Here is a 26106-nt window from a genome sequence, read left to right as displayed (position 1 = left end):
TGAGAGCAGACGCCCATTATCTCAGATGTTGGAACTTGATAAAAACAGTCGGATTTTTATCTTATTACTTAGGGCGCCTCGAAAAACCATGCACTTCGACCCGTTCGGTGCGAACGGTTCCCATCGGATCGATCGGTTCCGTTCGCACCGAGTCTGTCGAAGCCTGAACCGGGCAGGTTTTTCGAGGCGCCCTTAATTATTCAAAAAGCTCGATCCGGAAGTGCCATATCGACAGGAATACGATCTGTTTTCGGGAGCATTAACCACCGCTTCCGCTTACCGGCGTATCGCTTCGGCCGCCCCATTCGGTCCATGAACCGTCATAGACGGCGACGGATTCATGACCGAGACGATAAAGACCGAGAGCGAGTACGGACGCAGTCACGCCCGTTCCGCACGTGGTGACGATCGGTTTCGCGAAATCGGCGCCGGCCTGCTCGAATTCTTTTCGGATCTGATCGGCGGGTTTCAAACACTGCGTCGTTTCGTCGATCAGTCTCTTGAAGAAGAGATTCAGGCTTCCCGGAATATGGCCCGATCGGATGCCGGGACGAGGTTCGGCTTCGATTCCGGCGAAGCGGCCGGGCGAGCGGGCGTCGATGATTTGCGTTTCGGCATCGCCTAGGAGCGCCGTCATTTCTTTGAGGCTCCGGACCAAGGTCGGGTCGAATGTCGCCTCGAACAGGCGGGATTCGGCGGTTACGCAGCCTGAATCGAGCGGCAAGTCACGGGATTTCCAGTGCGCCAGTCCGCCGTCCAGAACCGACACGCGGTCATGGCCGAACACGCGGAAAGTCCACCAGACCCGGGCCGAGGCCATGAAGCTGTTATTGTCGTAAACGACGACATGGGTTCGATTGTCGATGCCCAGCCGGCCTGCCGATGCGGCAAAGAATTCGGGCGAGGGCAGCATGTGAGGCAGCGGATCGGCTCGATCGGCGACGGCGTCGATATCGAAGAACCGTGCTCCCGGAATGTGAGCGGCGGAATACTCCTGCTTTGCATTGCGCCCTTGATTGGGGAGAAAGAACGTGGCATCGAGAACCACGACATCGGAGGAATGAAGGCGGCTGGCCAGCCATTCCGCGCTCACTAAAGGGGATTGCGCATCTTTTGCCATGATCGGGATCTCTATGACGCGAGCAGATTGACGAGGATCTGTTCGTAAACCTCCGACAGCTTGTCGATATCCTCGATACGCACGTGTTCGTTGATTTTGTGAATGCTGCCGTTGATCGGTCCCAGTTCGACCACCTGCGCTCCGGTCGGCGCGACGAAGCGCCCGTCGGAGGTGCCGCCGCCGGTATCCGGCCGCGCGCGTTGCTTCAGGACGGTTTCGAGCGCCTGTTGAGCGGCTTCGATGAGTTCCGGCCGGGTCGTCAGGAAAGGCGCGCCGGACAGCCGCCAGCTCAATTCGTATTTCAAGCCGTGTTTGTCCAGTATGGCGTGAACGCGCCGCTTTATCTGATCTTCCGTCAACGCCGTCGAAAAGCGGAAGTTGAACGAAACGTCCAGCCGCCCGGGAATCACGTTTTCGGCGCCGGTTCCGGCCTGGATGTTGGATATCTGGAAGCTGGTGGGCGGGAAGTATTCGTTGCCCCGGTCCCAGACTTCGCCGGTCAACTCCGAGAGGGCGGGCGCGAAGCGATGAATCGGGTTTTCCGCCTTGTCCGGATAGGCCACATGACCCTGCACGCCGAACAGCCGCAAGACGCCGCACAGCGAGCCGCGCCGGCCGACGCGGATCACGTCTCCCAGTTGCTCGAAGCAGGAAGGCTCGCCGATGAGGCACCAGTCGATTTTTTCGTTGCGGCTCTGCAAGCACTCGATGACCTTGACCACGCCGTTGGTCGCCGCACCTTCCTCGTCGCTGGTGAGAAGCAGGGCGACCGATCCCTCGTGATCGGGATGGCGGGCGGCGAATCGCGCCAGAGCCGTAGTCATGGCGGCGACGCCGCTTTTCATGTCGGCCGCGCCTCTTCCGTAAAGCCGGCCGTCGCGGATGCTCGGTTCGAACGGGGACGAGGTCCAATCCTCCAGGGGGCCGGCGGGCACCACATCGGTATGACCCAGAAAGACCAGCAATGGCGAAGAATCTCCTCGCCTCAGCCAGATGTTCTTGGTGTCTTCGAAATTGAACCACTCGGTCTTGAAGCCGAAAGGTTCCAGCCTGGCGGCGATCAAGTCCATGCAGCCGGCGTCGTCGGGCGTCACCGACGGGCGCCGGATCAGTTCGATCGTCAAATCCAAAGTATCGCTCATAGTGCCTTTTCGTATTGTTCCGGCGAAAATCCGGCCAAAATCGTGTCGTTTGCCACGAGTACCGGCCGCTTGATCAATGTCGGGGAACGCCGCATCAGGTGCAGGGCTTTTTCGCGGGTCAAATCCATCCGATCGGCATCATCGAGCTGACGCCAGGTCGTGCTGCGCCGGTTGAGAAGATTTTCCCAGCCGAGCGCGCTTTCGATGCGTTCGAGAACGGACTGATCCAGGCCGTCGTCCCGAAAATCGTGAAACCGGTAGATCGTACCGTGCGCGTCGAGCCAGGCGCGCGCTTTCTTGCAGGTGTCGCAGTTTCGAATGCCGTAGAGTTCGATCATGGGCCGGATCACAGTTCGAGGTTTTCGAGGCCGGAAATCCGGGGTTCCTTGCGGCCGTCCGATTCGATCAGATACAAGGGCTCCTTGCGCACGGCCGAGGCAACGGCTTGTTTGATCTCCGCGGCATCGTACAGCGGTCCGGCTTCGATCCGCACCAAAGGGAGACCGGCGGTTTCGCAGACGGTTCTCAAGGGATCGCCAGAGGGCGCCGATCGTTTTCCGGACGGGGCGTGCTCGCAGAGTTCCAGAGCGCAGGCGACGGCCAGATCGGTTTTGCCGCACAGGACGAAATCGAGGCAGCGGTCGGCGACCTGATCGAACGCCTTGGTCGTGCCGTGACGCGGCTCTTTGTCGCGCGGGGAAATCAGCTCGATCACGGGGACTTTGCCGAAAATTTCATAATCCTCGCCGACAGCTTGTTTTAGGGCGAAAAAGAAAACCCGCTGCTCGGGCGAAAATAGAAAATCCTGCTTGCGAAAGACAGGCTTCCCTGCCTTTTCGGAAGATTTCGACGAGCTTCGGGCGAACAAAACCACGGCGGCAAGCGCGGCGACCCCGACAAGAATCAACCAGTTCATTCATTTATCTCCAAAATGCCGGGTTACCTGAAGGCGGATCTCGCCAAAACGCCGCCGTGCCCTCGATTCGCCGGAAGAAAGCGGCGAAACGGGGAGCAGCTCGGCTCGAGTGTCAACCAGGGGCTAGCGTGGATGATCGTTCGATTTGCGCCGCATTATACCGAAAGCCGCCGCTTCATGGCGCACCTCAAAAACCGGCGCTCCGGGTCGTGCCGGAACTCGCCGGCAGCCGAGGGTTCCGGCGCTAAGGATTTGCGGCAAGCACGCAACAATCTGGTTCGACTTTCGACGGTTTGCACATTATCATTCGTCCGTTTGTTCACAGCTTTTGCCAGACATGGAATATTCAATAGCCGAATTGCTGCTTTCCGGTGTCAAGCTCATGCTGATCGGCATGACGATCGTGTATCTCTTTTTATCGTTGCTGGTTTGGGTAATCGGCATCACATCGAAGCTGCTCGATCGCTACACACCTGAACCGGAACACGCTCCAGAGGCTTCTGTCCCGGCGTCGGACATCGAATCGGATCAAACCGAGATCGTAGCGGCCATAACGGCCGCCATTCACCGATACCAGAATCAATAACACAACTTATTACAGAGAAGAACTTAGGAGTCTGTTCCATGGCTAACCCCTTAGGCATAACCGACGTCGTGCTGCGTGACGCGCATCAGTCCCTGCTGGCTACCCGTTTGCGGCTCGAGGACATGCTGCCGATTTGCGACAAGCTGGATCGAGTCGGTTTCTGGTCGCTCGAAAGTTGGGGTGGAGCGACCTTCGACGCCTGTATCCGCTATTTGGGCGAGGACCCGTGGGAGCGCCTGCGCGCGCTCAAAAAGGCTTTGCCGCGCACCCGCCTGCAAATGCTGCTGCGCGGGCAGAATCTGCTGGGTTACCGCCATTACGCCGACGACGTGGTGGACAAGTTCGTCGAGCGGGCGGCGGAAAACGGCGTGGACGTGTTCCGCATCTTCGATGCGTTGAACGACCTGCGCAATTTCGAGAGAGCCATCAAGGCAACCATCGCTGCCGGCAAGCATGCCCAGGGCACGATCTCCTACACCGTGAGCCCGGTGCACACTATTTCCATGTGGGTCGATCTGGCGAAGCGGCTGGAGGACATGGGAGCGCATTCCATCTGCATCAAGGACATGGCGGGCCTTTTGAAGCCTTACGTGGCCGAGCAACTGATCAAACGCCTGAAGAAAGCGGTCGCGGTTCCGATCCACATGCAATGCCACGCCACGACCGGGCTCAGCACTGCGACCATCGTCAAGGCCGTGGAAGCCGGCATCGACAACGTGGACACCGCGATCTCGTCCATGAGCATGACCTACGGCCACAGCCCCACCGAAGCCATCGTGTCGACCTATCAGGGGCATAAGCGAGACACCGGCCTGGATCTGCACCTCCTCGAAGAAATCGCCGCTTATTTCCGTGAAGTCAGAAAAAAATACGCCAAATTCGAAGGCAGTCTGAAAGGCGTCGACAGCCGCATCCTGGTGGCGCAAGTTCCCGGCGGCATGTTGACCAACATGGAAAGCCAGTTGAAAGAGCAGGGCGCTTTGGACCGGTTCGACGAAGTGCTGGAAGAGATTCCCAGGGTTCGGGAAGATTTGGGCTTCATCCCTCTGGTCACGCCCACCTCGCAGATCGTCGGAACCCAGGCCGTCATCAACGTGCTGGCGGGCGAGCGCTACAAGACGATCGCCAAGGAAACCGCGGGCGTGCTCCGGGGCGAATACGGCGCGCCGCCCGCTCCGGTCAACCAGGAACTGCAACGGCGGGTGCTCGAGGATTCCGAGCCGATCACCTGCCGGCCGGCGGACCTGCTGGAGCCGGAGGTAGCGAAACTGACCGCGGAACTCAAGAAGATGGCCGCTGAAAACAAGGTCAAGCTGGCGGAAAACGAAGCGGACGACGTGCTGACCTATGCGCTCTTCCCGCAGATCGGCTGGCGCTTCCTTCAGAATCGCGGCAATCCTTCGGCCTTCGAGCCCGCGCCGGGTACGGAGGAAGCTCCGGCCGCGAAAGCCGAAGTGACTCAGGCCGCGGCATCCGCGGACGGCGGCAAGGCTTACACGGTCACGGTCAACGGCCGGGTTTATCACGTCGAGGTCGCTCCGGGCGGCGCCATCGCATCGATACAACCCTCGGCGAGCCCGGCTCCGCAGCCCGCGGTTCGCACGGGCGCCGGCGAAGCGGTGAAGGCGCCGATGGCCGGACATATCCTCAGGATCAACGTTAAGGAAGGGCAGTTCGTAGCGGAAAGCGAGGTCGTGGTGGTGATGGAAGCCATGAAGATGGAAACCGAGGTTCGTACCCGGACGGGCGGAACGGTGGCTCACATCGCGGTCAAGGTCGGGGATACCGTCGCGGCCAACGATGTCTTGCTGACCCTGGGGTGAGGTAGCCGATGGAGGGTTTCATCCAACTGTGGCAGAGCACCGGCCTGTCGAATTTCGAGATGGGCCAGGCTTTGATGATGGCCGTCGGCTTTCTGTTGATCTTTCTGGCCATCCGCAAGGGTTTCGAGCCGCTGCTCCTGCTCCCCATCGGTTTCGGCGCGGTTTTGAGCAACATCCCGGTGGCCGGGATCGCCGAGGACGGCGGCTTGCTGTCTTATCTTTACTACGGAATCAAAACGGGCATATTCCCCTTGCTCATCTTCATGGGCGTGGGGGCGATGACCGATTTCGGCCCCATGCTGGCGAATCCCAAGACCCTGCTTCTGGGGGCGGCCGCGCAATTCGGCATCTTCGGCACCTTGTTCGGGGCCTTGACGCTGAATCTCGTTCCGGGGATCAATTTCACGTTCAAGGATGCCGCAGCCATCGCCATCATCGGCGGGGCCGACGGACCCACGGCGATTTACGTCGCCTCCAAGCTGGCGCCGGAACTGTTGGGCGCGATCGCGGTGGCGGCTTACTCCTACATGGCTTTGGTGCCGCTGATCCAGCCGCCGATCATGCGCGCCTTGACGACGCCCGAGGAGCGCCTGATCGAGATGGCGCAGCTCCGGATCGTCAGCCGCAAGGAAAAGATCGTCTTTCCGGTGGTCTTGCTGATTCTCACCGCCATGCTGTTGCCGTCGGCGGCCCCTTTGATCGGCATGTTCTGCCTCGGCAATCTGATGCGCGAATGCGGCGTCGTCGAGCGCTTGAGCAAAACGGCGCAGAACGAGCTGATCAATATCGTCACGATCTTTCTGGGGCTCTCGGTCGGATCGAAACTCAGCGCGGCCCAGTTTTTGCGGCCGGAAACCCTGGGCATTCTGGTGCTGGGAGCGATCGCCTTCAGCTTCGGCACGGCTTCCGGCGTGCTCATGGCCAAGGCGATGAACAGATTCAGCGACAACAAGGTCAATCCGCTGATCGGCGCGGCCGGGGTTTCCGCAGTGCCGATGTCCGCCCGGGTGGCCAACAAGGTCGGGCAGGAGAGCAACCCTTACAACTTCCTGCTCATGCATGCCATGGGACCGAACGTGGCTGGGGTTATCGGCTCGGCGGTGGCAGCCGGCGTTCTTCTGGCGCTGGTCCGGTAAGCGGGCGAAAGATTTACCGGAGTCCTTCGGCAAAGCCCGATTTTCGATAAATCCGCCGTTCGACTGGCTCAAACGGAGCGGCCAGCGCGTTTCAGATTCAGCCGCTTTGCGACGGCGCGGTTCGATTCGAACGGGCGGATCGTCGGAGCCTTGGTTCGATCGACTGAACGGCCGTCACAGCCCGGCGGCCGTTCGCAAATCCGCCCGGTCCGTTCCCGTCATGGCGTCTACGGCCTCCCAGAACCGGGCCAGTATGGCGTCGTTTTCCATCATGATTTCGTGGCGCGCCCCTTCGAGCAACAGCAGCCGGCCGTTCGGCAACCGTTGCGCGAATCGCTGCGCCGCCTCGGCGTCGACGATCCGGTCGTCGTCTCCCATCAGAATCGTCACCGGCACGGCGATCGACTCGGCGACTCCCGGCGCGTTCAGCTTGACGATCGAAGCGAACGCCGATCGCACCCAGCGGTATGTCGCGCCGCGGCGCTCCAGTTCCGGATGAGTTCGGACGAGGTCCGGCAAAATCCGGAACCGTTCGGGATCGCTGGTCAGGTTATTGCCCTCGAATCGACGCAGCGACGGCAGATGATGCCGCTCTCCCGGCACCTGACAGTCCGCGAATCCCAGGCCGACGGCGGCGCCGACCAGTATCGGCGCGAACCAGCGCGGCCAGCCCTTGGTTTTGAGATCGATCATGGGCGCGCAAAGCAGGGCGCCATCGACCTTCAAGTGCTGTTCCGCCATGAAGCGCAAGGCCACGTGCCCGCCGGTGGAATGGGCGATGACGTATCGGCGGGCCTCCGGCAAACACCACACCTCCCGGACGAACAACGCGATGTCTTCCAGATAATCGTCGAAAGATTTTACGTCGGTTTTTTTCCGCCCTTTCACGAAGCGCTCGGATAAGCCCTGTCCGTGCCAGTCGAACGAATAGACGTAAAAGCCTCTGGCGGTAAGACCTTCGACGATTTCGCGATATTTTTCCAGGCACTCGGCGCGCCCCTGGAGCAGCAGCACGGACCCTCGCTTTACGGCCTTGACCGGGCGGGCTATTCCGTAGCGGATGGTCGCGCCTTCGACGGTCCGCAGGTTGCCGACGAAATCGAACGGAGTGGACAGCGGGGCAGCGCGCGACGATCGTCGCGCCGGGTGCGAAACGAATAAAGGCGGTTTCCCGCAGGAGGGAAATAATGTGGTGGCCACGATAATTCTTCCGTTGGTAAAGTGTCGAAATAGCGATATACCGAAGCGGCGGGTCTGTCGACCCCGTGACGGTCGTCGCTGCCGGAAAAGATCCGATATTCCGCTCCCAGAAAAGGTGCAGCTTAATGAACGCCATTCGCAAAAACCGTCTGAGCTTCGAAACCAGTCCCTATTTGTTGCAACACGCCGACAATCCGGTCGATTGGTATCCCTGGGGCGACGAGGCGCTCGCAAAAGCCCGCGAGGAGGACAAGCCGATCCTGCTGTCCATCGGATATTCGGCCTGCCATTGGTGTCACGTCATGGCCCATGAGTCGTTCGAGGATGAAGCGACCGCCGCGGTGATGAACGAACTGTTCGTCAACATCAAGGTGGATCGTGAGGAACGGCCGGATTTAGACAAGGTGTATCAACTGGCGCATCAAATTATCGCTCGCCGTCCCGGCGGCTGGCCGCTGACCATGTTTCTCAACCCGCACAATCAGTTACCGTTCTTCGGCGGCACCTACTTCCCGAATACCGCTCGTTACCAGTTGCCGGCATTCGGCACTCTGCTGAAGCAGGTGGCCGAATACTATCGCCGGCAGAAACAAGATCTGGAGGATCATAATGCGTCTTTCGTCCACATTCTACGATCGATTAGACAAGAAGAAGGTTCGGAAACTCCGGATGCAAGTCTTCTGATCCGGGCAAAGCGCGAGTTGGAAGCCGATTTCGACGGCATCAACGGCGGATTCGGCAATGCGCCGAAATTCCCGCAAGCGTCCAATCTCGAATTCCTGCTGCGGTTATGGCGTCAAAATCCGGATGAACACGCCGCCTGCCTCGGAATGGCGACGACGACGCTCGTCAAGATGGCGGAAGGCGGCATTTACGATCAGATCGGCGGCGGGTTTTACCGCTATTCGGTGGATGCCGCCTGGGAAATCCCGCACTTCGAGAAAATGCTTTACGACAACGGCGTTTTTTTGTCATTGTACGCCGAGGCCTGGCGGATGACCCGGAATCCCTTGTTCCGCAAGATCGCCGAGGGGACGGCGGAATGGGTCGTGCGGGAAATGCAGTCGCCGGAAGGCGGGTTTTATTCCAGTCTGGATGCGGATTCCGAGGGCGAGGAAGGCAAGTATTACGTTTGGGACCGGAATGAGATAAAAGCGCTTCTCTCTCCGGAACAATACGCCGTGGCGGAGCTTCATTACGGGTTGAACGAGCCGCCCAATTTCGAAGGACATTGGCACCTGCATGTCGAAGCGCCGCTGCAAGAGGTCGCGGCCCGTCTCAGTATCGATCCGGCGGAAGCCGAAAGGCGGCTTGCATCCGCTCGCGCCGCTTTGTTCGAGGCTCGCGAAAAACGAATCGGGCCGGGGCTGGACGACAAGGCGCTGACCGCCTGGAACGGCCTGATGATCAAAAGCCTGGGGCTTGCCGGCCGGTTGCTGGAGCGCCAGGACCTGATCGATGCGGCGGATCGGGCCTTCGAATTTCTGCGGCGCGAGGTTTGCGTCGGAGAAAATCGGCTGCTGGCCACCTGCAAGGACGGCAAAGCCCATCTCAATGCTTATCTGGACGATCATGCGTTCTTGCTCGACGCCGGCCTGGAGATGTTGCAATACCGGTGGCGGACGGACCGCCTCGATTGGCTTCTGACGCTGGCCGATCAACTCCTCGCCCGGTTCGAAGACCGTGAGCATGGCGGGTTTTTCTTCACTTCCGACGATCACGAAACCCTGATCCAGAGGCCGAAAACCTTCATGGACGAATCGATGCCGTCGGGTAACGGAGTCGCGGCGATGGCCTTGCTCAGGCTCGGCCATCTGGTCGGCGAATACCGCTATACTGAAGCCGCGGAACGGACCTTGCGGGCCGCCGCCGCCTCCGTGCGGCAATATCCGCACGCTCACGGCGCCTTGCTGAACGCCCTGCTGGACCGGCTGTTTCCGCCACAGTTCGTGGTGTTGCGCGGGAGACCGGATGCTCTCAGGGCCTGGACCGATGCGATCCGCGATTCGCCCGTCACGGACGTTCGACGCTTGGCGTTCGCCATTCCCGCCGATGAGCGGGCGTTGCCCGGAACTTTGGCCGAACGCAAGGCGGAGGCGGGAGAGGTCGCCTATGTGTGCTCGGGCATGACATGTCTCGCGCCCATTCGCGCTTTGTCGGAATTCAGAACCTTTTTGCAAGCGCCGTCATAGCGAAAGCGCACGGCTCATCTCAAACGGTTCGTCCTAAATCCGGTCGTTGGAAACAACCCGAAAAGCTCTAAGCCCTCATCCCCAGCCCTTCTCCCAAGATTCTCTCCCGAAGGGAGAGGGCGTTTTGAAGGTCGGAACCAGGGCGTCTGGCCCCTCTCCCTTCGGGAGAGGGGTTGGGGGAGAGGGCATGAGGCGGCTGACGCGGTATGGCGGCCGTTTCGGAGATTCAACGGCGGTTTTAGGTTCATGGCTGATGCGGGAGCGGGTTTCAGCCCGCGACCGGAGGTCGAAACCGATCGGAAATCCATCGCCACTTCGGTTGCATCGCGTGAAGGAAATCAAGATCGATCACCGCACCTATTCTCCGATTGCCGCGCTGAAAGCGGCATCCGCGCCGGTTTATCGGCCCGAGGCGGACACGCCGCCGATAGAGGAGCGGCTTTACGTTCGGGGGGACGCGTTTTTCATCGATCTCATCCGGGATATCAACTCGGCCGCCCGTGAGGTTCTGCTCGAGACCTATATCTTCGAACTGGACGCGGTCGGGCGCGCCTTCATCGCCGCCTTGAGCCATGCCCATCGGCGGGGCGTCAGAGTGCGCCTCCTGGTGGACGGCGTCGGATTGCCGCTGGCGGGAGGGGAACTGCTCATAACCCTCGAAGAGGCCGGATTTCCCTTCAGGATTTTTCATCCGATCCCGTGGTTCTTCAGGCAATGGCGGCACATGGCCGGAGGCCGTGCGGCGCCGCCTCGGTTTTTGCAATTGCTGGCCCGGCTCAACAACCGCAATCATCGAAAGACGTGCCTGATCGACCGGCGGATTGCCTGGATCGGCAGTTTCAACATCTCAGCGCTGCACCTGCCCGTCGCAAATGGCGGAGAAGAGTGGCGGGACACGGCGGTCCGCGCCGAGAACGTCGATACCCAGCCGCCCGGCCGGGCTTTCCGGCGCGCCTGGAATCCTTGGCGCTGGCGCCCGGTGGCGCGCCGGGGAGCGCGGTCGCCGTTCCGGCTGAACGATACCCGGCGCCAGCGCCGCGCGCTCTTGAGGGATCTGTTGCGGCGGATCGGCCGGAGCAAGCGGCGTATCTGGATCACGAACGCCTATTTCGTACCCGACGAGCGTCTGCTGCACGCGCTCGTCCGAGCCGCGAAACGAGGCGTCGACGTCCGTATCATTCTGCCCTCGGTATCGGATGTGTTCTTCATGCCGTGGACTTCGGCAACCTTTTACGGAAGCCTGCTGGATCGCGGCGTGAGAATTTACGAGTATCAGCCCGGCGTGCTGCACGCCAAGACCATCATCATCGACGACTGGATGACGGTGGGTTCGAGCAATATGAACTCGCGGAGTCTCAGGCACGATCTTGAAATCGATTACGTTCTAAGCCGGACGGACGCGAAGTCGGCGCTGGCGTCGGAGTTTTCGAGGGATCTGAACCATTCCCGCGAAATCCTGCGCGCAGCCTATCCGAACCGGCCGTTATGGCAACGGTTCCTGGCGCATGTGATTCTTTTCGCGAAATATTGGATTTGAGGCATCGGGTATTTGCGACGCCGGATAAGGCAGGATGCGGCGAGCACCCGAACCGCCCGGACGACCCTTACTGCGAACGCGATCCGAGCCATTCGGCGATCGCCGGCGGTATCTCTTTCTGCGAGCGGCTGCTGACGTATATCCCGATGTGGCCGTCCGGAAACACGAGCGTCGAATAATCCCGGGTTCCGACGCATTTCTCCAGCGGAATCGAAGCTGACGGCGGCACTAGATGATCCTCGGTGGCGTAGACATTCAGCACCGGCATCGTCAGTCGCTTCAGGTCGACGGTGCGTCCGCCGATTTCCAGGGTTCCTTTGATCAGCCGGTTCTCCTGATAGAAATGCTTGATGAACTGCCGAAACAGCTCGCCCGGCTGATCGGGGCTGTCGAAAATCCATTTTTCCATGCGCAGGAAATTCTTGAGCCGTTCCTCGTCGTCCATGATATCAGCCATGTCGACGTACTTCTGGCCGGTCAGGCGGAACGGTTTCAACGACAGGAAGCTCCAGTTGAGCAACTCGCCGGGAATGTTGCCCAGCGTGTCGACCATGAGATCCACGTCGAGATCGCGGTACCATTGGCTCAGGGTGTTGTCCGGCGTGTGAAAGTCGACCGGCGTGACCATGACGATCAGGTTGCGCACCCGTTCCGGGTGCAGGGCCGAATAGCAAAGGCTCAGGGTGCCGCCCTGGCAAATCCCGAGCAGGTTGATGCTCGGCAGACCGTGCCGTTTGCAGACGAAATCGACGCACCGCGCGATATAGCGGTTGACGTAATCTTCGAGATCCAGAAAACGGTCGGCTCCGTCGGGATATCCCCAGTCGATCAGGTAGACATCGATTCCTTGTTCGAGTAGTCCGCGGACGATGGACCGGTCCTTCTGAAGATCGGTCATATAGGGGCGGTTCACCAAGGCATAGACGATCAGCAGCGGGACCGTGGAAATCTTTTCCCGTTGCGGCCGGTAACGGTAAAGAACGAGTTTGTCCTCCCGATAAACCGGATCCTTAGGACTCGCTTCCACGTCGACCTCGCCGATTCTGGCGAGCGTCGCCGCGCCATCCGCCATTCGGCGATTGAATTCGAAAAGTTCTTGGGCAATCTGGTCCGGGCGTAGCATGGGATCGCCTGCTCCTGTTTCGGCTAGGTGGATGTCTTGGCTCTCGTCTTGCGCGGCGAGTTTGCCGCTTCGTCCTTTTCGTCTTCGATTTTGCCGCGCAGGGCTTCCAGATCGCGCCGCAGTGCGGTGATTTCGGCCCGAAGCTCCAGCGCGCCAGATTCTTCGAATCTCTGCTCCAGTTGCCAGACATGGCGCCGCAACCGGTGAACGCGCCGGTGGCTGGTGTCGAGCTCGCGGCGGGTGGGCATGTTGAGCGCGCCGAGAACTTCCTCGACCATGTTCTGCTCCTGGCGCTTCACGGCAAAGACGGCATTGGCCAGGCGGGTCTGGGCCTGCGTGAATTCGGGCGAGGTCGAGACTTGGGTGTAGGTTGCCTCGCAGCAATCGATCCACAAGTCGTAATAAGCCCTCAGGGTTTCGATGGATTCGCCTTTTTGGTTTTTTTCGTAAAGCTTGTTGCCGAACAGTTCGATGGCCTTGGCGGTTATTCCCGAAATGGACAGGACGTATTCCTGAAGGGCCTGATAATAGTCGATGGAGAGCAGTCCCCAGTGCTGAAGCTCTTCCTGCCATTCGCGGGTGTAGCCCAGCGTCGGCATCGACAGAAAGCCGATCATGCCTTGACGCAGGGTTTCCTGGTCATAGGGCGAGCCGAATTCGCGCTCGGCTTTTCCCATGTCGCCGGGCAGGACGGAAAAAGCCGAGCAGACGCGGCGCCAGTTGTCCACGGGCATGCCCCAGAAGGTGGCGAATCCGGTCCACGGATCGTTGCCGCCGCGCAGACGTTCGCCGAACCGATCGCGCATCCGGCGGATGTCGCGGTTGAAGGCGTCCCACTGGCTTTCGAGGCTCTGCGCGGCGCCGCGGCCCGGCGACATCGTCTTCCACAGACCCTCGCCGATCCGGAAAAAGGCTTCGTTCGCGTCCAGCAGCTTGGCGATCGATTCGCGCGACTGCTCCGGTATCAGCGGCATCCAGAGTCTGATCCAATGATCCCGCAGCCGCGCGGAGACGCTTTCGTCAGCGGCTTCCGTTTTCGCTTCCGACGTTTGCCGCGCAGGCGCGAACCAGCGGTCCCAGTTCTTCTGCTGCGCGGATATCCAGAAATCGACCCATGCGCCCGGATCGTAGCCGGCCTTTTGAGGCTCGGGGCCGGACTTGCGGCCTTCGCCGGAGACGTTGCGGGAAAAATCGGACCACGATTCCCAGTATCGGCGCTGGGCGTCGAGCCAGAATCGGGTCCAGGCATCGGCGGCGGAAGATGATTTCTCGGTCATTCGGGACTCCCTCGGTCTGGCCTGTTGATGCCGTGGCGATCGCCATATCCAATGAATGTTGCGCCGCAACATTGTGAACCCTGGATGAACCGCCTATTTCCTCTCGATAACGAAAACCCTTCTTTCCCGTCATGAACGAAGCGAACAAGACGGTCGCACGCCGGCGGCAAACCTCCGATATCGTCCGTATTCGTATGATGGACCGGATTCTCCGGGTCAGGGTTCCTGAATTCGTCATGGTTATTTTTTACACTTTTTCGAGCTCGTCGGGGCTAGGTATTTTGGCCTATTGCCCAGCCCGAACGGCTTCTGTATGGTGCATCGCATCACGATAAGGGCCGCATATGCGGTGAAGATGTTTCGCCCGGAGGAGGGAGCGATGAATACACGCGAGATGTACGACCGATGGTTTCAAATGAATCGCGCGGCGATCGATCCGCTGATGCGCTGGAACGAGATTGCGTTGGAGGCCGCCGAGAAAGTTGCCCGATGCAATCTGGCCATAGCGCAGGATTATCTGGAAATTGGCACGCGGCAGGCCCAATTGAACTGCGAAACGCGGGACCCTGAAAAATGGAAGGACGAAGAGCGGAAATTGATGTCCGAACTCGGCCAAAAAATCGTGGACCATGCCGGAGATTATCTGGCGGTGGTCAGAGACACCCAGAATGCCCTGAACGCATGCGCCTATCAGACGGCGAGAGAAACCGCCGAGCGGGCGGCGCGCGCCGCCGACGCCGCGGCCGAAACGGCAGCCGAGAGCAGCGCGCGAACCGCTAAACCGGGAGCGCAGCGGTCGCAGCAGAAGGAACCGCAGAAAGGGTGAAGGCGGCGCGATCCGAGCCGTTTTCATTTGTCGTAAGGGCGCGGTTTCGTTCCTTCGGATTCGGCATCAACCTAAATCCGGCGTCGGAAACGACCTGAAAAGCCCTAAACCCTCTCCCCGGCCCTCTTCCAAAGGGAGAGGGTGGTTTTGAAGGTCGGGCGAAGGGCGTTTGGCCCCTCTTCCTCGGGGAGAGGGCATGCAGCGGCCGACGCAGCCTGGCGGTTATTTCGGCGATTCAACGGTGGTTTTTAGGATCAACAGGAGATCGATCGATGCAAGATGTGGTCATCGTAGGCGCTTCGCGCACGGCGATAGGCAAGTTCGGCGGCGCGCTGGCCAATATTCCGGCCGCTCGGCTGGGGGCCAGGGTCATTCTGGATCTGATTTCGAAAACCGGCCTGGAGCCGCGGCTGATCGATGAAGTCGTCCTGGGACAGGTCCTGGCGGCCGGAGCCGGGCAGAATCCGGCCCGCCAGGCGGCGATCGGGGCCGATCTTCCGGTCGAAGTGCCGGCCACCACGATCAACAAGGTGTGCGGGAGCGGCCTCAAGGCGGTGCAACTGGCGGCCCAGGCGATCCGGTGCGGCGATGCGGAGATCGTGCTTGCGGGCGGACAGGAGAACATGAGTCTGGCCCCGCACCTGCTGCCGAATTCGCGCAACGGCAACCGCATGGGAGATTGGACCCTCGTCGACAGCATGATCGCGGACGGGCTTCGGGATGCCTTCGGCGACTGCCATATGGGCTGCACCGCGGAGAACATCGTCGATCGGTACGGCATTTCCCGCGAGGAGCAGGACGCTTTCGCGGCGGCCTCCCAGCAAAAAGCGGAAGCGGCTCAAAAGGCCGGAAAACTCCGGGACGAGATCGTGCCGATCGAAATTCCGCAGCCCAAGGGTCCGGCCATCTCGTTCGATACGGACGAATATCCGCGTCCCGGCACCACCGCGGAATCCCTGGCGAAGCTGAAACCCGCCTTTCGGCCGGGCGGCACGGTGACTCCCGGCAACTCCTCGGGCATCAACGACGGCGCGGCCGCGGTATTGCTGATGTCGGCTGCCGCAGCCGAGAGACATGGCCTGAAACCTTGGGCCCGCATCGTAGCTTTCGGGAACGCGGGCGTCGAGCCGGCCGTCATGGGAACCGGGCCCATCGCGGCGACGCGCCGCTGCCTGGCGCGGGCCGGGTGGACGGTCGACGATCTGGAGTTGATCGAAGCCAACGAAGCCTTTGCCGCCCAGGCGATTGCGGTCAATCGCGAGTTGCAGTGGGATACCGATAAGCTCAACGTCAACGGCGGCGCCATTGCGCTCGGTCACCCGATCGGCGCGTCCGGCGCCAGGATTTTGGTCACCTTACTGCACGAGATGCATCGGCGCGGTCTTCATAAAGGACTCGCCACGCTTTGCATCGGCGGAGGGCAGGGCATTGCCGTCGCCATCGAGCGTTAGAGCGTTTTCAATCCGGATGTAGGGGCGACTTCAGTCGCCCGCGACAGACGATACGAGCACGGACTGCCGTTAACGCGAGACGCTCTAGCGCGGCGCTCACGGCACGTCCCACACAAACACGGAGGATTTTCTGATGAACGGGCGAGTGGCCGTCGTAACCGGGGGAACCGGAACCATCGGCACCGAAATTTGCAGACACCTGGCGGCGATGCCTTGCCGCGTCGTTGCCCTTTGCCGTCCGCGGGCGGCAGACTGCCGCACCGAAGAATGGACGGCGGCGCGCTGGGACGAGGGCTACGACATGGAGGCCGTGGCATGCGACGTTACCGATTTCGAGCATACGGCCGCCGTACTCGATAATATCGCGAGCAAGTTCGGCCGGGTGGATGTTCTGGTCAATGCCGCCGGCATCACCAGCGACGCGACCTTGCGCAAAATGACGCCCGACCAGTGGCGGACGGTGCTCCGGACCAATCTCGACGGCGTGTTCAACACCACGCGCTGCCTCATCGAAGGCATGCTGGAGCGCGGCTTCGGGCGCATCGTCAACATTTCCTCGGTGAACGGCCAAAAGGGCCAGTTCGGCCAGGCCAATTACGCGGCCAGCAAGGCCGGGATACACGGTTTCACGATGTCCGTCGCGCGCGAGGTCGCCAGAAAGGGAATCACCGTGAACACGGTGTCGCCGGGTTATATCGAATCGCCGATGATCATGAGCGTTCCGGAAGAACATCGCGCTAAAATCCTGGCGGAGATTCCGGTGGGCCGTTTCGGCCGGCCGGAGGAGGTCGCGCGATTGGTCGCCTTTTTGTCGGACGAAGAGGCCGGATTCATCACCGGAGCGGATATTTCGATCAATGGCGGACAACATATGGGGTAGGCCGCGCTACGACTCCGGAATATGAACGACGAAAACGACGAACGTCTTATCAAGAAATATCCCAATCGGCGCCTTTACGATACGGCCGTCAGTCAATACGTCACTTTCGAGGATATTCGAAGGCTCGTAAAAGACGCCGTCAAATTCCGGGTGGTGGATGCCAAGACCGGCGGCGACATCACTCGGAGCATTCTGTTACAACTGATCGTGGAAGAAGAAGAAAAGGGCCAGCCGATCTTCACCGTCGAAATTCTGGAGCAGATCATCCGGACCTACGGCAATGCCATGCAAGGCTTCATGACGGCCTATCTCAAGGAAAGCATGGAGGTTTTCCTGAAACAGCAAAAACGGGTGCAGACGCAGATGGCGAGCCTGATCGAAACCGCGCCCTTGTCGGTGTTCACCGAACTGGCCCGGCAAAACCTGAAGCTTTGGCAAACGGCGCAGAAAGGCTTTTTCTCGGCCTACGGGCGCGACGGAACGAGCGATGACGAGCGCAAGGACAAAAAAAGCTCCCGTCCGGCCCCTTTCTCGGGGGGAGAACGGACTGAGGACGATTCCACCTAGAGCATTTTCATCCCGCGTTGACGGCATTCCGTGCGGAACGCGTGTGCCGTATGTCGTGGGCGACTCGAGTCGCCCCTGCATCGCGAAGCCCTCGCGCCGGAATCAGCCGATCCAGACGCTCTTGATGTTCGTAAATTCCCGCACCCCGTAAATACCCAGCTCCCGTCCGTATCCCGAAGCTTTCACGCCGCCGAAAGGCATGCGCGGATCGCTTTTCACCATGCCGTTGACAAAAGCGACGCCGCACTGCAATCGGCGGGCAAAGTCTTCGCCTTTGCGCGGGTCGCGGGTCCACACCGAAGCGCCAAGGCCATAACGATGTCGGTTGGCCATATTGAGCGCTTCCTGCTCATCGCTCGCGCGGACGATGACGGCGACCGGTCCGAACAGTTCCTCCTCGTAAGCCGGCATGCCGGGTTGCGCCCGGTCCAGGATCGAGGGCGCGTAAAAATAGCCCGGCCCTTCCAGCGGCCGGCAACCGGCGAGAGGCACCGCTCCCCGGCGCATGGATTCGATGACCGTGCGATGCACCTGTTCCCGGAGATCGACCCGCGCCATCGGGCCTATCCGGGTGTCCTCGCGGAAAGGATCGCCGATCGCAAGCGCCTCGACTTTCGGTTTGAACCGCACCAGGAATTCGTCGGCCACGGATTCGATCAGAATGAACCGCTTGGCGGCGATGCAGCTTTGCCCACAGTTTTGGAAGCGCGCCGCGACTGCGGCGGTCGCGGCCTGCTCCGGATCGGCATCGGCCAAAACGACGAAGGGGTCGGAACCTCCCAATTCCAGAACCGTTTTCTTGAGATTTTTCCCGGCCAGCGCCGCTATCCGCCGTCCCGCCCGTTCGCCCCCGGTCAGGCTGAGCGCGTGAATGCGCGCGTCTTCGATGAGCTTGTCGCTTTGGACATGAGAGATTCTGAGCCATTGAAACACGCCCGGCGGAAAGTCCGATTGCAGAAAAAGATCTTCGATCGCTTCGGCGCATTGGGGTACGTTCGAGGCGTGCTTGAGCAAGACGCAGTTACCGGCCGCCAGAGCCGGCGCGGCGCATCGGAACACCTGCCAAAAAGGGTAATTCCAGGGCATGATCCCCATGACCGTTCCGATCGGCTGAAAGGCTACGTAACTCCGTTTCGCGTCGGTCTCGACCGGTTCGTCCCGCAAAAAGGCTTCGGCATTTTGGGCGAAAAACTCGCAGGCCCAAGCGCATTTCTCGATTTCCGCGCGCGCCTCTCGAATCGGCTTGCCCATTTCCAGGGTGATTTTCGACGCATAGACGTCCGTGTGTTTTCGCAGCGCGCCGGCGACGTTCCCCAGCAGCTCGCAGCGCTCGGCGATCCGGATCGATGACCAGGCCGTCGAAGCGTCCGCCGTCAGCCGCAGCGCCAGTTCGAGTTCGGTATCGGTCCACAGGGCGTAACGCTTCAGCGTTTCGCCGGTAGTCGGGTTGATGCTCGTGAAGTCCATGCCTGTCCTCGTGAAAGAGTTCGCAAAACCATAGGGTACTCTGCTCAAGAGCACCTCGAAAAACCTGCCCCGTTCAAGATTCGACCCGCCGAAAACGCGAGTGTTGTCGTTCCGGACGGCTTCCGAGATAAAGTTCTCGTCCCGTGTGTCCGATTCATCAAATTCCCGGCGTGAAAACGCCGCATTAAGGAGAGAGCTCCATGATATTTGGCTATCCGCGCTTGGCAACCATCGTCGCGGCATGCGCATTGATCGTCGGACCGGGTTGCTCCTCGCAGCCGACCGCCGTCCGCGCACCGTCTCCCGAAGCCGCCGGGCAACCGGTCGCTCCCAAGGCGGCGCAGACATCTTCGAAAGCCGAAGCGATCGACGACGATCCCCCGCTGTTGGACGGGCTCGGCGCCCTGAGCTACCGCATAGCGACATCGAATCCTCTCGCGCAACAGTATTTCGATCAGGGATTGCGGCTGGCCTACGCCTTCAATCATGCCGAGGCGCGCCGGGCGTTCAGAAAAGCCCGGCACCTGGATCCCGAATGCGCCCTTTGCTATTGGGGCGAAGCTCTGGTGCTGGGGCCGAACATCAATGCGCCGATGGATCCGGGCGCGAATGGCCCCGCTCTGGAAGCGATCCGAAAGGCGCAGTCCGCTGCCGCCGAGTCGCCCCGCCGCGAACGAGCCTTGATCGACGCCTTGGCCGTGCGCTATGCGTCCGAACCGGGAGCCGATCGCGCCGGTCTCGACCTGGCTTATGCGGACGCCTTGGGCAAAGTCTCGGCGGAGTACCCGGGGGACGATGACATTGCCGTGCTGTACGCCGAGTCGCTCATGGATCTGTCTCCGTGGGATTATTGGGAAGCCGGTGGCGTCAGGCCCAAGGGCCGGGCGGCGGAAACCGTCGCCGTTCTGGAGCGCGTACTGCGCCGGAATCCGAATCATCCGGGCGCTATCCATTATTACATCCATATGGTCGAGGCTTCGGGCGCTCCGGAGCGGGCGGAGCCCTATGCCGAGAGACTCGCGAAGCTGATGCCGGGAGCGGGACACATCGTCCACATGCCGGCGCACATTTATTACCGCACCGGACGCTACAAGGACTCGATCGAGGCCAATCGCAAGGCGGTGGAAACGGACGAGCGCTACTTCGCCCGGGTCGGGCGCACGCCCGGCATTTATTCCGATGCGTATTATTTGCACAACATCCATTTTCTGATGAGCTCCGCGCAAATGGCGGGCGACGGCCGGACCGCCCTCGATGCGGCGGAAAAGCTTTCTTCGCTGGTTTCGGATGCGGCGGCGAAGACCATGCCCCCGGTTCAGCCGATCAAGGCCGCACCATATTTCGCACACGCCCGCTTCAGTGAACCGAACACGATTTTGAGCCTCCAAGAGCCCGGAGACGAATTGCCCTACGTCAAGGCGGCATGGCATTACGCCAGAGGCATCGCCAATGCGGCGATTGGCGACATCGATGCCGCGTTGCGGGAAGCCGACATGATTTTGCGGATGGGGCTGGAGGGCGACTTCACCGCTCTCCAGGCTGCCGGCATCCCGGCCGGAGCAGTCTTGAAGATTGCCGATCATGTCGTCCGGGGGCGCGTTGCCCAAAAGCGAGGCGATCTGCGGACTGCGGCAGCGGAATTCGAAGCCGCCATCGCCGTGGAGGACACGCTTCCGTATATGGAACCGCCGTTCTGGTACTATCCAGTGCGCCAGTCGCTCGGCGCCGTGCAGTTGGCGGCGGGCGACCCGGACCTTGCGGAACAGTCCTTCCTAGGCGCTCTGAAACACGCGCCCGACAACGGCTGGGCGCTTTACGGCCTTAAAGCGATTTATGAAAGACGAGGGGACGCGAAGCAGCTTCGCGCCGTTCAAAAACGGCTCGACAGGACCTGGCTGGGCGATAAGGCCGGACCCGGCATCGAGCAACTGTAGCCCGTATGCCGGAAACGCTTCGCTTGCTCCGACCCGCCATCTTTATGAAAGAGCGGGCGGGTCGGTTGTAGGTCGGGGTAAGGCGATAGAGCATTTTCATCTCGCGTTAACGGTATTCCGCGCGGAACGCTGGTGTCGCATGTCGTGGTAGGAGCGACTGAAGTCGCCCCACGTTTGTGTTGAAAACGCTTTAGCCGCTCCCGGCGCATCGGCGGCATCACTCGGACGCCGCCGTTTCGCCCGGCTTCGCCGCATCGGGTTTTGCCTTCTTCTTTCTCGGCCGCCACAAGCCGCCGGAGGCGTAGCAACTCCACCCCCAGCGCAGCCAATCCAGCAGCGAATAGGCCAGCCACAAGGCCCAGGCCAGCATCAGCACGCGGTATATCCAGACGGGCGCCGAAACGATCCAGGGCCGGGGAAGCGTCGGGCCGCTGCGGTCCTGATACCAGTTCAGGTGGTACGGATCCGAGCCGTTGCCGGCGATTTGCATGTCCGGCAATCCCAGCAATCCGTGACGAACCGCTTCCAGCAAGAGGGAGAGGGCGGCCAAGGCGAGCACGGCGAGTCCCGCCTGGAGCAGATTGAATCTCAAATCGTCCAGCCTTGATCCCACGTTCGCCCGCCACCCCAGCGCCAGCAGCCAGCCGACCACGACGATGCCGCCGATCGCCGGAATCTGGCTGAGTCCGATCAACAGCAGAAACCATTGCCAAATCTTGACCGGCGTCAACGGCAGTTTTCCCAATCCGGCCGATAGCAGGGTGATCACGATGAGAACGCCCCAGAACAACACCGCCGGGCCGAGGCGGGGGCCGCCCGCCAGCAGCACCCAGCGGTCCGGTCCCGGCGAAAAGGTGATCGCGCTGTTCACGCCGGGAGCGCCCAGGTCGATCTCGGGAGAGACGAGGCGGCTGCGAATGCCGCTCCCGTCGCGCCATGTCAGGGTCGCGGTCTGCTCGCCCGGACGGATCGGCAGCGAAACCAGCCGTCCTTGCTGCCGGATCGGCTGCACGGCGCCATCGATGGCGACCGATTGCAGCTCGGCGTTCTCCGGGAGTTTCAGCGTGTGCTGCCCGCCCTGCGAGCTTCGCAGGCTCAGCGTCAGAGTGGCGTCGGTAGCGTGCAGCCCCGGATTCAGTTGAAGCCGGCTGCGGTCTATGGTCAGCGTGTTTCCGGGCGCGCCCTGAGGTCGCGTCAAGCGCAGCGTAACGGATTCGCCGGGCCAGGGACGCCATTCCGGCAGCCAGTTGCCTTCCGCGTCCTGGTGGTGGATGACCACGAGTCCTTCGGGACGCATATGCCAGATCGGGCTAATGTCCGCGCGCCAAATCTCGATCCATTCGGTGGTCTCCGGGGCCTTGAGAGCGATGGCAGGCCGTTTCGCCAGGACCGACTCCCAGCTCAGCGCGGACTGGCCCGGCAAGAGATTGAGCATCACCTTGCCGTCGGCGACATGCAGCCCGGGCGTGACGAGCGATTCCCCTTCGATCAGCGGAATGCCGGCGACGACCGGGCGATCGGGCGGCGAGACCCGGCGCGCCACCGTGATCACGCGCCAATCCAGGCCGATTTTGAGCGTGCGCTCGACTTCCAGAAACGGCGGCAAAGGCCGGGACTCCAGCGCCGAGAGTTCGGCCGAAGGCTGCCCGCCGTCCGAAATCCGCACGAGCTGCAACTGGACATCGGGAATGCCGTTCTCGCGGATGCCGTCGACCCGCCAGCCTTCGCCCGAGGCTTCGACGCGCCGGGGCTTGAGCGGCAAGGGAATTTGCAGTTGTTCGCGCGCCGGCAAAATTCCGGAAAGCGTCACGACATGACGGCCAGGCTTCACGGCCAGCCAGAGTCCGCCATCCCGACTGCGGAACAGTCCTTGGGCCGGCGCGTCGTCGACCTCGACTTTGGACGGCATCCATTGCACGGCGTTTGCCGGCAAGGGCAGGGCGATCGGCTCCTGAGCGTGGATTTCAAGGATTTGACGCAGTTCCGAGCGCCTGGTCTCGATTTTGAGCAGCGGAATTTCGGCGCATTGCGGCAAACAATCCGGCGGCGCGAGCAGGCGCGATTCAAGTTCTTCGAGCAATGCCGGATCGGGAAAATCGGCTTTTGCATCCGGAATGAGCAGGAGTAGCGGAAGCAGCCAGAGCGCTGCGGCGGAGCGCGGTGCGAAGGGACGGAAACGCGGCCGTCCGCCCAGGAACAACGCGGCCAAGGCGATCAGAAGAGCGATGCGAAGAAAATTCAGCAGCAGATTGACCGCCGGGGAGAGCAGCACCAGGCCGATGTCCTGATTGCGCAGGACGGGGCCGTTCCAGCCGAGCGGAATCGATGTCCAATGCCATTCCGGGAGACCGGGGCCGGTTTGGGTGATCGCGTTGGGATCGGTCTCCCTGAAAGCTCTGCCGCCCAGGTCCGCCGCAGCGGGAGCAAGCGGAGGCGCGCCCGGTTCATAGCGCTTCGGCCGAGGCGCGTATGATTCCAGGGTTTGCGGCGCTTCGACGGGCTGTTCCGCCTGTTTCCTAAATTCAGAAGGAGCGGCCGAGGGCATCGCGATCCAGGGCTGCTCCAGTTGCGGATAAAGCGCGAACCGAGCCTGATCGACCATGAACGGAATGGCGATGAGTACCAGCGCCAGTACGGCCAGATTCCGGTAGAGACGGACGGCCGATGCGATTCGTCCTTCCGGCAATACCGAGAACAAGGCCGCCGCCGCCAGAATGTTGAGCCAGACGTAACGCGGCGCGCCCGGCTCGTGCCAGAGCAGCCCCAGGGCGATCAGCGTCAGGGCGGCATACGGCCAGGACCATAATCGCGCCACCGCCATGACCGTAATCAGTACCACGAACAGATCGAGCAGCGTCCATCGCGCGATCCAGGTGCCCGGCGCACGATCCACGCCGGTCGCGGCGAACAAGCGCCATCCGGGAGGAAGATTGAGCTCCGCGCTCGCGCTTCGGAAATCCTTGTCCCAGCCGGTCGCCGAAAACGTTCGGATGCCGTCGATCCGGCTGTCGGCGGAAAGATCGACCGCTCCGCGCCGGACCTCGACGCCGACCGCCCCGGTTTCATCCTCGCGGGTGATGGATTGCGGTTCCCCGCCGATCGCGACCCGGCCGAGATCGACGCCCGGCCGAACGTTCAACCGCCAATCGCGGGTCATGCGCCCGCCGATGGCGTCGCTCACCGTATAACCGCCGCCGTCGAAATCCAGCCAGATGCGTCGGTGCAGCGTAAGGCTGTCGGGTTCCGGCTCCGGATCGCCGCGCCGGATGAGCTTCAGATTCATCGTGGCGCCGGATGCCATCCGGTAGGCAGGGAGCGATTTCCATTCTTCGGGCAAATTGGTTTGGCGCGGATCGACGGCGGGAACACCCTCGATTTCGACCACCCGCAACTGCGGGCGGGCATCGAAAACCCAGATTTCTTCCGCCGGCCAAGGCTCGATGCCGGGAGGCCGCCGAAGCGATTCGACCGGCCCCGGAAAGCGCGAGCCGAGCTGCACACGCCAGCGCCCCGGACGAACGTGCAGACGCAGCTTGCCGTCGGCTTCCAGACGGGTGGGCAGGGGCGACGAAACCCGCAACGGAATCGAATCCGGCGGCAAAGCCCCGTCGAGCAGGATTTCGCGCGGTTTGCCGGACACGTCCAGATCGATGTGAGTCGCCACGCGGAGCGGCGTGTCGTCGATGACCCGCCGGTAAGCCTGCACGTCGACGGTTTCGGTTCTCTCGGAAGGCGCCGTTTCTTCCGAGGCCTGGCGATAGATCCACAACTGTCCCTGCTCGTTGAAAGCCGGAAAGGCGACGGATTGCCCCTTGACCGTCAAGGCGATGAGGCCGGTGTCGGTCGGCACCGCGAGATTTTCCGGCAGACGATCCCAGACAAACCTGCCTTTGACCGTATGCTCGCCCGGAGCGAGGCGGACTCCGGGGCCATTCTCGACGGTGGCGACAACGGCCGGCTTGCCGTCCGCCTCGACCTGCTGCGGCCAATGTTCGGCGTCGCCCGGCAGCGGCAGCCAACTCTCCGCGTAGACCCGAACGTTCAAGACGAAACGCCCGGCGCGGTCGTCCAGGACCAGATCGACACCCGTCGGCCAAACGCAGCGCCGGTCTTCCGGGCTGCCGTGCACTTGCGGACAAGAACGATTTTCGTGACCGTGCAAGACCCAGGTGGTCCAGGGTTTGAGGGGATCGGGAACCGATTCCGGCTTTAGCGGATCAGCCAGGGCGATGATCGTGAACAGCAGAACAGGAAAGACCAAGAGCGCCGGCCGACGAAGCATGAGGAGTCTCCATCTGAGTTGATAAAGGAAGGCAGGTCAGAGGCTTGCGTTTATCAGATTCGTAAAGGTAGTGTAACGCCGGAAATACGTCTATCGCGAAAGAAGGCCGAAGTGCGTTAAGGCGGCTCTGGTCAGTTATTCGATGGGTTCAAGGCGAAGATGGGTTCAAGGCGAACAATAAAGAGTCGATTCCGTTCGTGGAGAGCTTATCGAACGCCCCTGAGCTCGGACGAAGAGCATGGGTGGAATTGGTTTTTCAGCGTTTCTTTTGTCGACTCTTCCGATCGGGGAGCTGATCAGAGCGGAGCGGAGCTTTCTTAGTGCGTGTTATGAACGTGCTCTAAATTATTGGCCTTTAAGGTTGAACTAGTAGCGCTATCCAGGAAAATCTAACTAATTGATTTAACGCTCAAAAACTAAAGGCTCATGGCGCGCTTTAGGCTCAGCGGGTCGTCGCTAGCGAAATCAGGTACAGGCTGCTTTTCACCCAGCGACACAAAATCAACTTAGATAATCAAGAAAACATTTGGTTCAGCGTTAATATAAATTTTGATAAAATCGTGCCAAAAGCTTCATGCAGACATGCTTTAGAGCGTGTTATGAATTTTTGATTTTCAACCGAAAAATCAAGTGGTTGGCTTTAAATT

General features: G+C 61.1%; 19 protein-coding genes. 10 read left to right on the top strand and 9 right to left on the bottom strand.

Annotated features, from left to right (window positions below; all coding sequences use genetic code 11):
- Nucleotides 1-259: 259 nt before the first annotated feature.
- The 4 genes from sseA to ACWJKU_RS09700 are packed head-to-tail and all read right to left on the bottom strand — an operon-like array spanning nt 260 to nt 3178.
- Nucleotides 260-1120: a 3-mercaptopyruvate sulfurtransferase gene (gene sseA, locus ACWJKU_RS09715; RefSeq protein WP_454142109.1), complete on the bottom strand. Its 861-nt coding sequence runs from the start codon at nt 1118-1120 to the stop codon at nt 260-262.
- Between the two features lie 11 nt (nt 1121-1131).
- Nucleotides 1132-2262 carry a succinyl-diaminopimelate desuccinylase gene (gene dapE / locus ACWJKU_RS09710; RefSeq protein ID WP_454142108.1) on the bottom strand — a complete coding sequence of 377 codons (1131 nt, stop codon included), beginning with the start codon at nt 2260-2262 and terminating at the stop codon, nt 1132-1134.
- A complete protein-coding gene (locus tag ACWJKU_RS09705; protein WP_454142106.1) occupies nt 2259-2600 on the bottom strand; it encodes an ArsC family reductase in 342 nt (113 codons plus the stop codon). Before ACWJKU_RS09705 ends, dapE begins: the two co-directional genes overlap by 4 nt.
- A gap of 8 nt (nt 2601-2608) precedes the next feature.
- Nucleotides 2609-3178, bottom strand: coding sequence for a DUF2726 domain-containing protein (locus tag ACWJKU_RS09700; RefSeq protein ID WP_454142104.1), 570 nt, complete (start codon nt 3176-3178; stop codon nt 2609-2611).
- Between the two features lie 145 nt (nt 3179-3323).
- On the opposite strand from ACWJKU_RS09700, the gene ACWJKU_RS09695 reads away from it, so the two are divergent.
- From ACWJKU_RS09695 to ACWJKU_RS09685, 3 genes are read left to right on the top strand one after another with little or no spacing between them, the layout of a single operon-like run.
- Entirely contained in the window at nt 3324-3764 is a 441-nt protein-coding gene (locus ACWJKU_RS09695; protein ID WP_454142103.1) for an OadG family protein, read from the top strand.
- A 38-nt stretch (nt 3765-3802) separates the two neighbouring features.
- Nucleotides 3803-5587, top strand: a complete 1785-nt coding sequence (oadA, locus tag ACWJKU_RS09690; protein WP_454142102.1) for a sodium-extruding oxaloacetate decarboxylase subunit alpha — start codon at nt 3803-3805, stop codon at nt 5585-5587.
- Nucleotides 5588-5595: 8 nt separating this feature from the next.
- Complete coding sequence (locus tag ACWJKU_RS09685) at nt 5596-6723, top strand: sodium ion-translocating decarboxylase subunit beta (RefSeq protein WP_454142101.1); 1128 nt, start codon at nt 5596-5598, stop codon at nt 6721-6723.
- A 174-nt stretch (nt 6724-6897) separates the two neighbouring features.
- Here the strand turns inward: ACWJKU_RS09685 and ACWJKU_RS09680 are convergent, their stop codons facing one another.
- Entirely contained in the window at nt 6898-7923 is a 1026-nt protein-coding gene (locus ACWJKU_RS09680; protein WP_454142100.1) for an alpha/beta fold hydrolase, read from the bottom strand.
- Nucleotides 7924-8048: 125 nt separating this feature from the next.
- Between ACWJKU_RS09680 and ACWJKU_RS09675 the strand changes: the two genes are divergently transcribed.
- Nucleotides 8049-10115, top strand: coding sequence for a thioredoxin domain-containing protein (locus ACWJKU_RS09675; RefSeq protein ID WP_454142099.1), 2067 nt, complete (start codon nt 8049-8051; stop codon nt 10113-10115).
- A 328-nt stretch (nt 10116-10443) separates the two neighbouring features.
- Entirely contained in the window at nt 10444-11652 is a 1209-nt protein-coding gene (locus tag ACWJKU_RS09670) for a phospholipase D-like domain-containing protein (protein ID WP_454142098.1), read from the top strand.
- 67 nt (nt 11653-11719) lie between these two features.
- Here ACWJKU_RS09670 and phaC read toward each other — a convergent pair whose 3' ends face one another.
- Together phaC and phaE are read right to left on the bottom strand one after the other, a co-directional pair.
- Complete coding sequence (gene phaC, locus ACWJKU_RS09665) at nt 11720-12775, bottom strand: class III poly(R)-hydroxyalkanoic acid synthase subunit PhaC (protein WP_454142096.1); 1056 nt, start codon at nt 12773-12775, stop codon at nt 11720-11722.
- A 23-nt stretch (nt 12776-12798) separates the two neighbouring features.
- A complete protein-coding gene (gene phaE / locus ACWJKU_RS09660) occupies nt 12799-14052 on the bottom strand; it encodes a class III poly(R)-hydroxyalkanoic acid synthase subunit PhaE (RefSeq protein WP_454142095.1) in 1254 nt (417 codons plus the stop codon).
- A gap of 379 nt (nt 14053-14431) precedes the next feature.
- Between phaE and ACWJKU_RS09655 the strand changes: the two genes are divergently transcribed.
- From ACWJKU_RS09655 to phaR, 4 genes are all read left to right on the top strand, one after another.
- Complete coding sequence (locus ACWJKU_RS09655; RefSeq protein WP_454142094.1) at nt 14432-14878, top strand: phasin family protein; 447 nt, start codon at nt 14432-14434, stop codon at nt 14876-14878.
- Between the two features lie 272 nt (nt 14879-15150).
- Nucleotides 15151-16329 (top strand): acetyl-CoA C-acetyltransferase, encoded by a 1179-nt coding sequence (locus ACWJKU_RS09650; protein WP_454142093.1) that lies wholly within the window; start codon nt 15151-15153, stop codon nt 16327-16329.
- Between the two features lie 133 nt (nt 16330-16462).
- Nucleotides 16463-17209, top strand: a complete 747-nt coding sequence (gene phbB / locus ACWJKU_RS09645) for an acetoacetyl-CoA reductase (RefSeq protein WP_454142092.1) — start codon at nt 16463-16465, stop codon at nt 17207-17209.
- Nucleotides 17210-17230: 21 nt separating this feature from the next.
- Nucleotides 17231-17776 carry a polyhydroxyalkanoate synthesis repressor PhaR gene (phaR, locus tag ACWJKU_RS09640; RefSeq protein WP_454142091.1) on the top strand — a complete coding sequence of 182 codons (546 nt, stop codon included), beginning with the start codon at nt 17231-17233 and terminating at the stop codon, nt 17774-17776.
- A 102-nt stretch (nt 17777-17878) separates the two neighbouring features.
- Here phaR and ACWJKU_RS09635 read toward each other — a convergent pair whose 3' ends face one another.
- Nucleotides 17879-19243 carry an NAD-dependent succinate-semialdehyde dehydrogenase gene (locus tag ACWJKU_RS09635; RefSeq protein WP_454142090.1) on the bottom strand — a complete coding sequence of 455 codons (1365 nt, stop codon included), beginning with the start codon at nt 19241-19243 and terminating at the stop codon, nt 17879-17881.
- Nucleotides 19244-19443: 200 nt separating this feature from the next.
- On the opposite strand from ACWJKU_RS09635, the gene ACWJKU_RS09630 reads away from it, so the two are divergent.
- A complete protein-coding gene (locus tag ACWJKU_RS09630) occupies nt 19444-21177 on the top strand; it encodes a hypothetical protein (protein WP_454142089.1) in 1734 nt (577 codons plus the stop codon).
- A 217-nt stretch (nt 21178-21394) separates the two neighbouring features.
- On the opposite strand, the gene ACWJKU_RS09625 is transcribed toward ACWJKU_RS09630, so the two are convergent.
- Nucleotides 21395-25459, bottom strand: coding sequence for a hypothetical protein (locus tag ACWJKU_RS09625; protein ID WP_454142088.1), 4065 nt, complete (start codon nt 25457-25459; stop codon nt 21395-21397).
- Nucleotides 25460-26106: the final 647 nt, after the last annotated feature.

The organism is Methylocaldum sp. MU1018, from assembly GCF_053646775.1.
Note: the sequence above shows the minus strand (reverse complement) of the source record. Positions and strands in the feature narration are given on the sequence as shown.

What these genes read in the sequence shown, in the direction of transcription:
- sseA (WP_454142109.1), bottom strand. Translation starts at nt 1,120, where the DNA reads ATGGCAAAAGATGCGCAATCCCCTTTAGTGAGCGCGGAATGGCTGGCC.
- dapE (WP_454142108.1), bottom strand. Translation starts at nt 2,262, where the DNA reads ATGAGCGATACTTTGGATTTGACGATCGAACTGATCCGGCGCCCGTCG.
- ACWJKU_RS09705 (WP_454142106.1), bottom strand. Translation starts at nt 2,600, where the DNA reads ATGATCGAACTCTACGGCATTCGAAACTGCGACACCTGCAAGAAAGCG.
- ACWJKU_RS09700 (WP_454142104.1), bottom strand. Translation starts at nt 3,178, where the DNA reads ATGAACTGGTTGATTCTTGTCGGGGTCGCCGCGCTTGCCGCCGTGGTT.
- oadA (WP_454142102.1), top strand. Translation starts at nt 3,803, where the DNA reads ATGGCTAACCCCTTAGGCATAACCGACGTCGTGCTGCGTGACGCGCAT.
- ACWJKU_RS09685 (WP_454142101.1), top strand. Translation starts at nt 5,596, where the DNA reads ATGGAGGGTTTCATCCAACTGTGGCAGAGCACCGGCCTGTCGAATTTC.
- ACWJKU_RS09675 (WP_454142099.1), top strand. Translation starts at nt 8,049, where the DNA reads ATGAACGCCATTCGCAAAAACCGTCTGAGCTTCGAAACCAGTCCCTAT.
- phaC (WP_454142096.1), bottom strand. Translation starts at nt 12,775, where the DNA reads ATGCTACGCCCGGACCAGATTGCCCAAGAACTTTTCGAATTCAATCGC.
- phaE (WP_454142095.1), bottom strand. Translation starts at nt 14,052, where the DNA reads ATGACCGAGAAATCATCTTCCGCCGCCGATGCCTGGACCCGATTCTGG.
- ACWJKU_RS09655 (WP_454142094.1), top strand. Translation starts at nt 14,432, where the DNA reads ATGAATACACGCGAGATGTACGACCGATGGTTTCAAATGAATCGCGCG.
- ACWJKU_RS09650 (WP_454142093.1), top strand. Translation starts at nt 15,151, where the DNA reads ATGCAAGATGTGGTCATCGTAGGCGCTTCGCGCACGGCGATAGGCAAG.
- phbB (WP_454142092.1), top strand. Translation starts at nt 16,463, where the DNA reads ATGAACGGGCGAGTGGCCGTCGTAACCGGGGGAACCGGAACCATCGGC.
- phaR (WP_454142091.1), top strand. Translation starts at nt 17,231, where the DNA reads ATGAACGACGAAAACGACGAACGTCTTATCAAGAAATATCCCAATCGG.
- ACWJKU_RS09635 (WP_454142090.1), bottom strand. Translation starts at nt 19,243, where the DNA reads ATGGACTTCACGAGCATCAACCCGACTACCGGCGAAACGCTGAAGCGT.
- ACWJKU_RS09630 (WP_454142089.1), top strand. Translation starts at nt 19,444, where the DNA reads ATGATATTTGGCTATCCGCGCTTGGCAACCATCGTCGCGGCATGCGCA.
- ACWJKU_RS09625 (WP_454142088.1), bottom strand. Translation starts at nt 25,459, where the DNA reads ATGCTTCGTCGGCCGGCGCTCTTGGTCTTTCCTGTTCTGCTGTTCACG.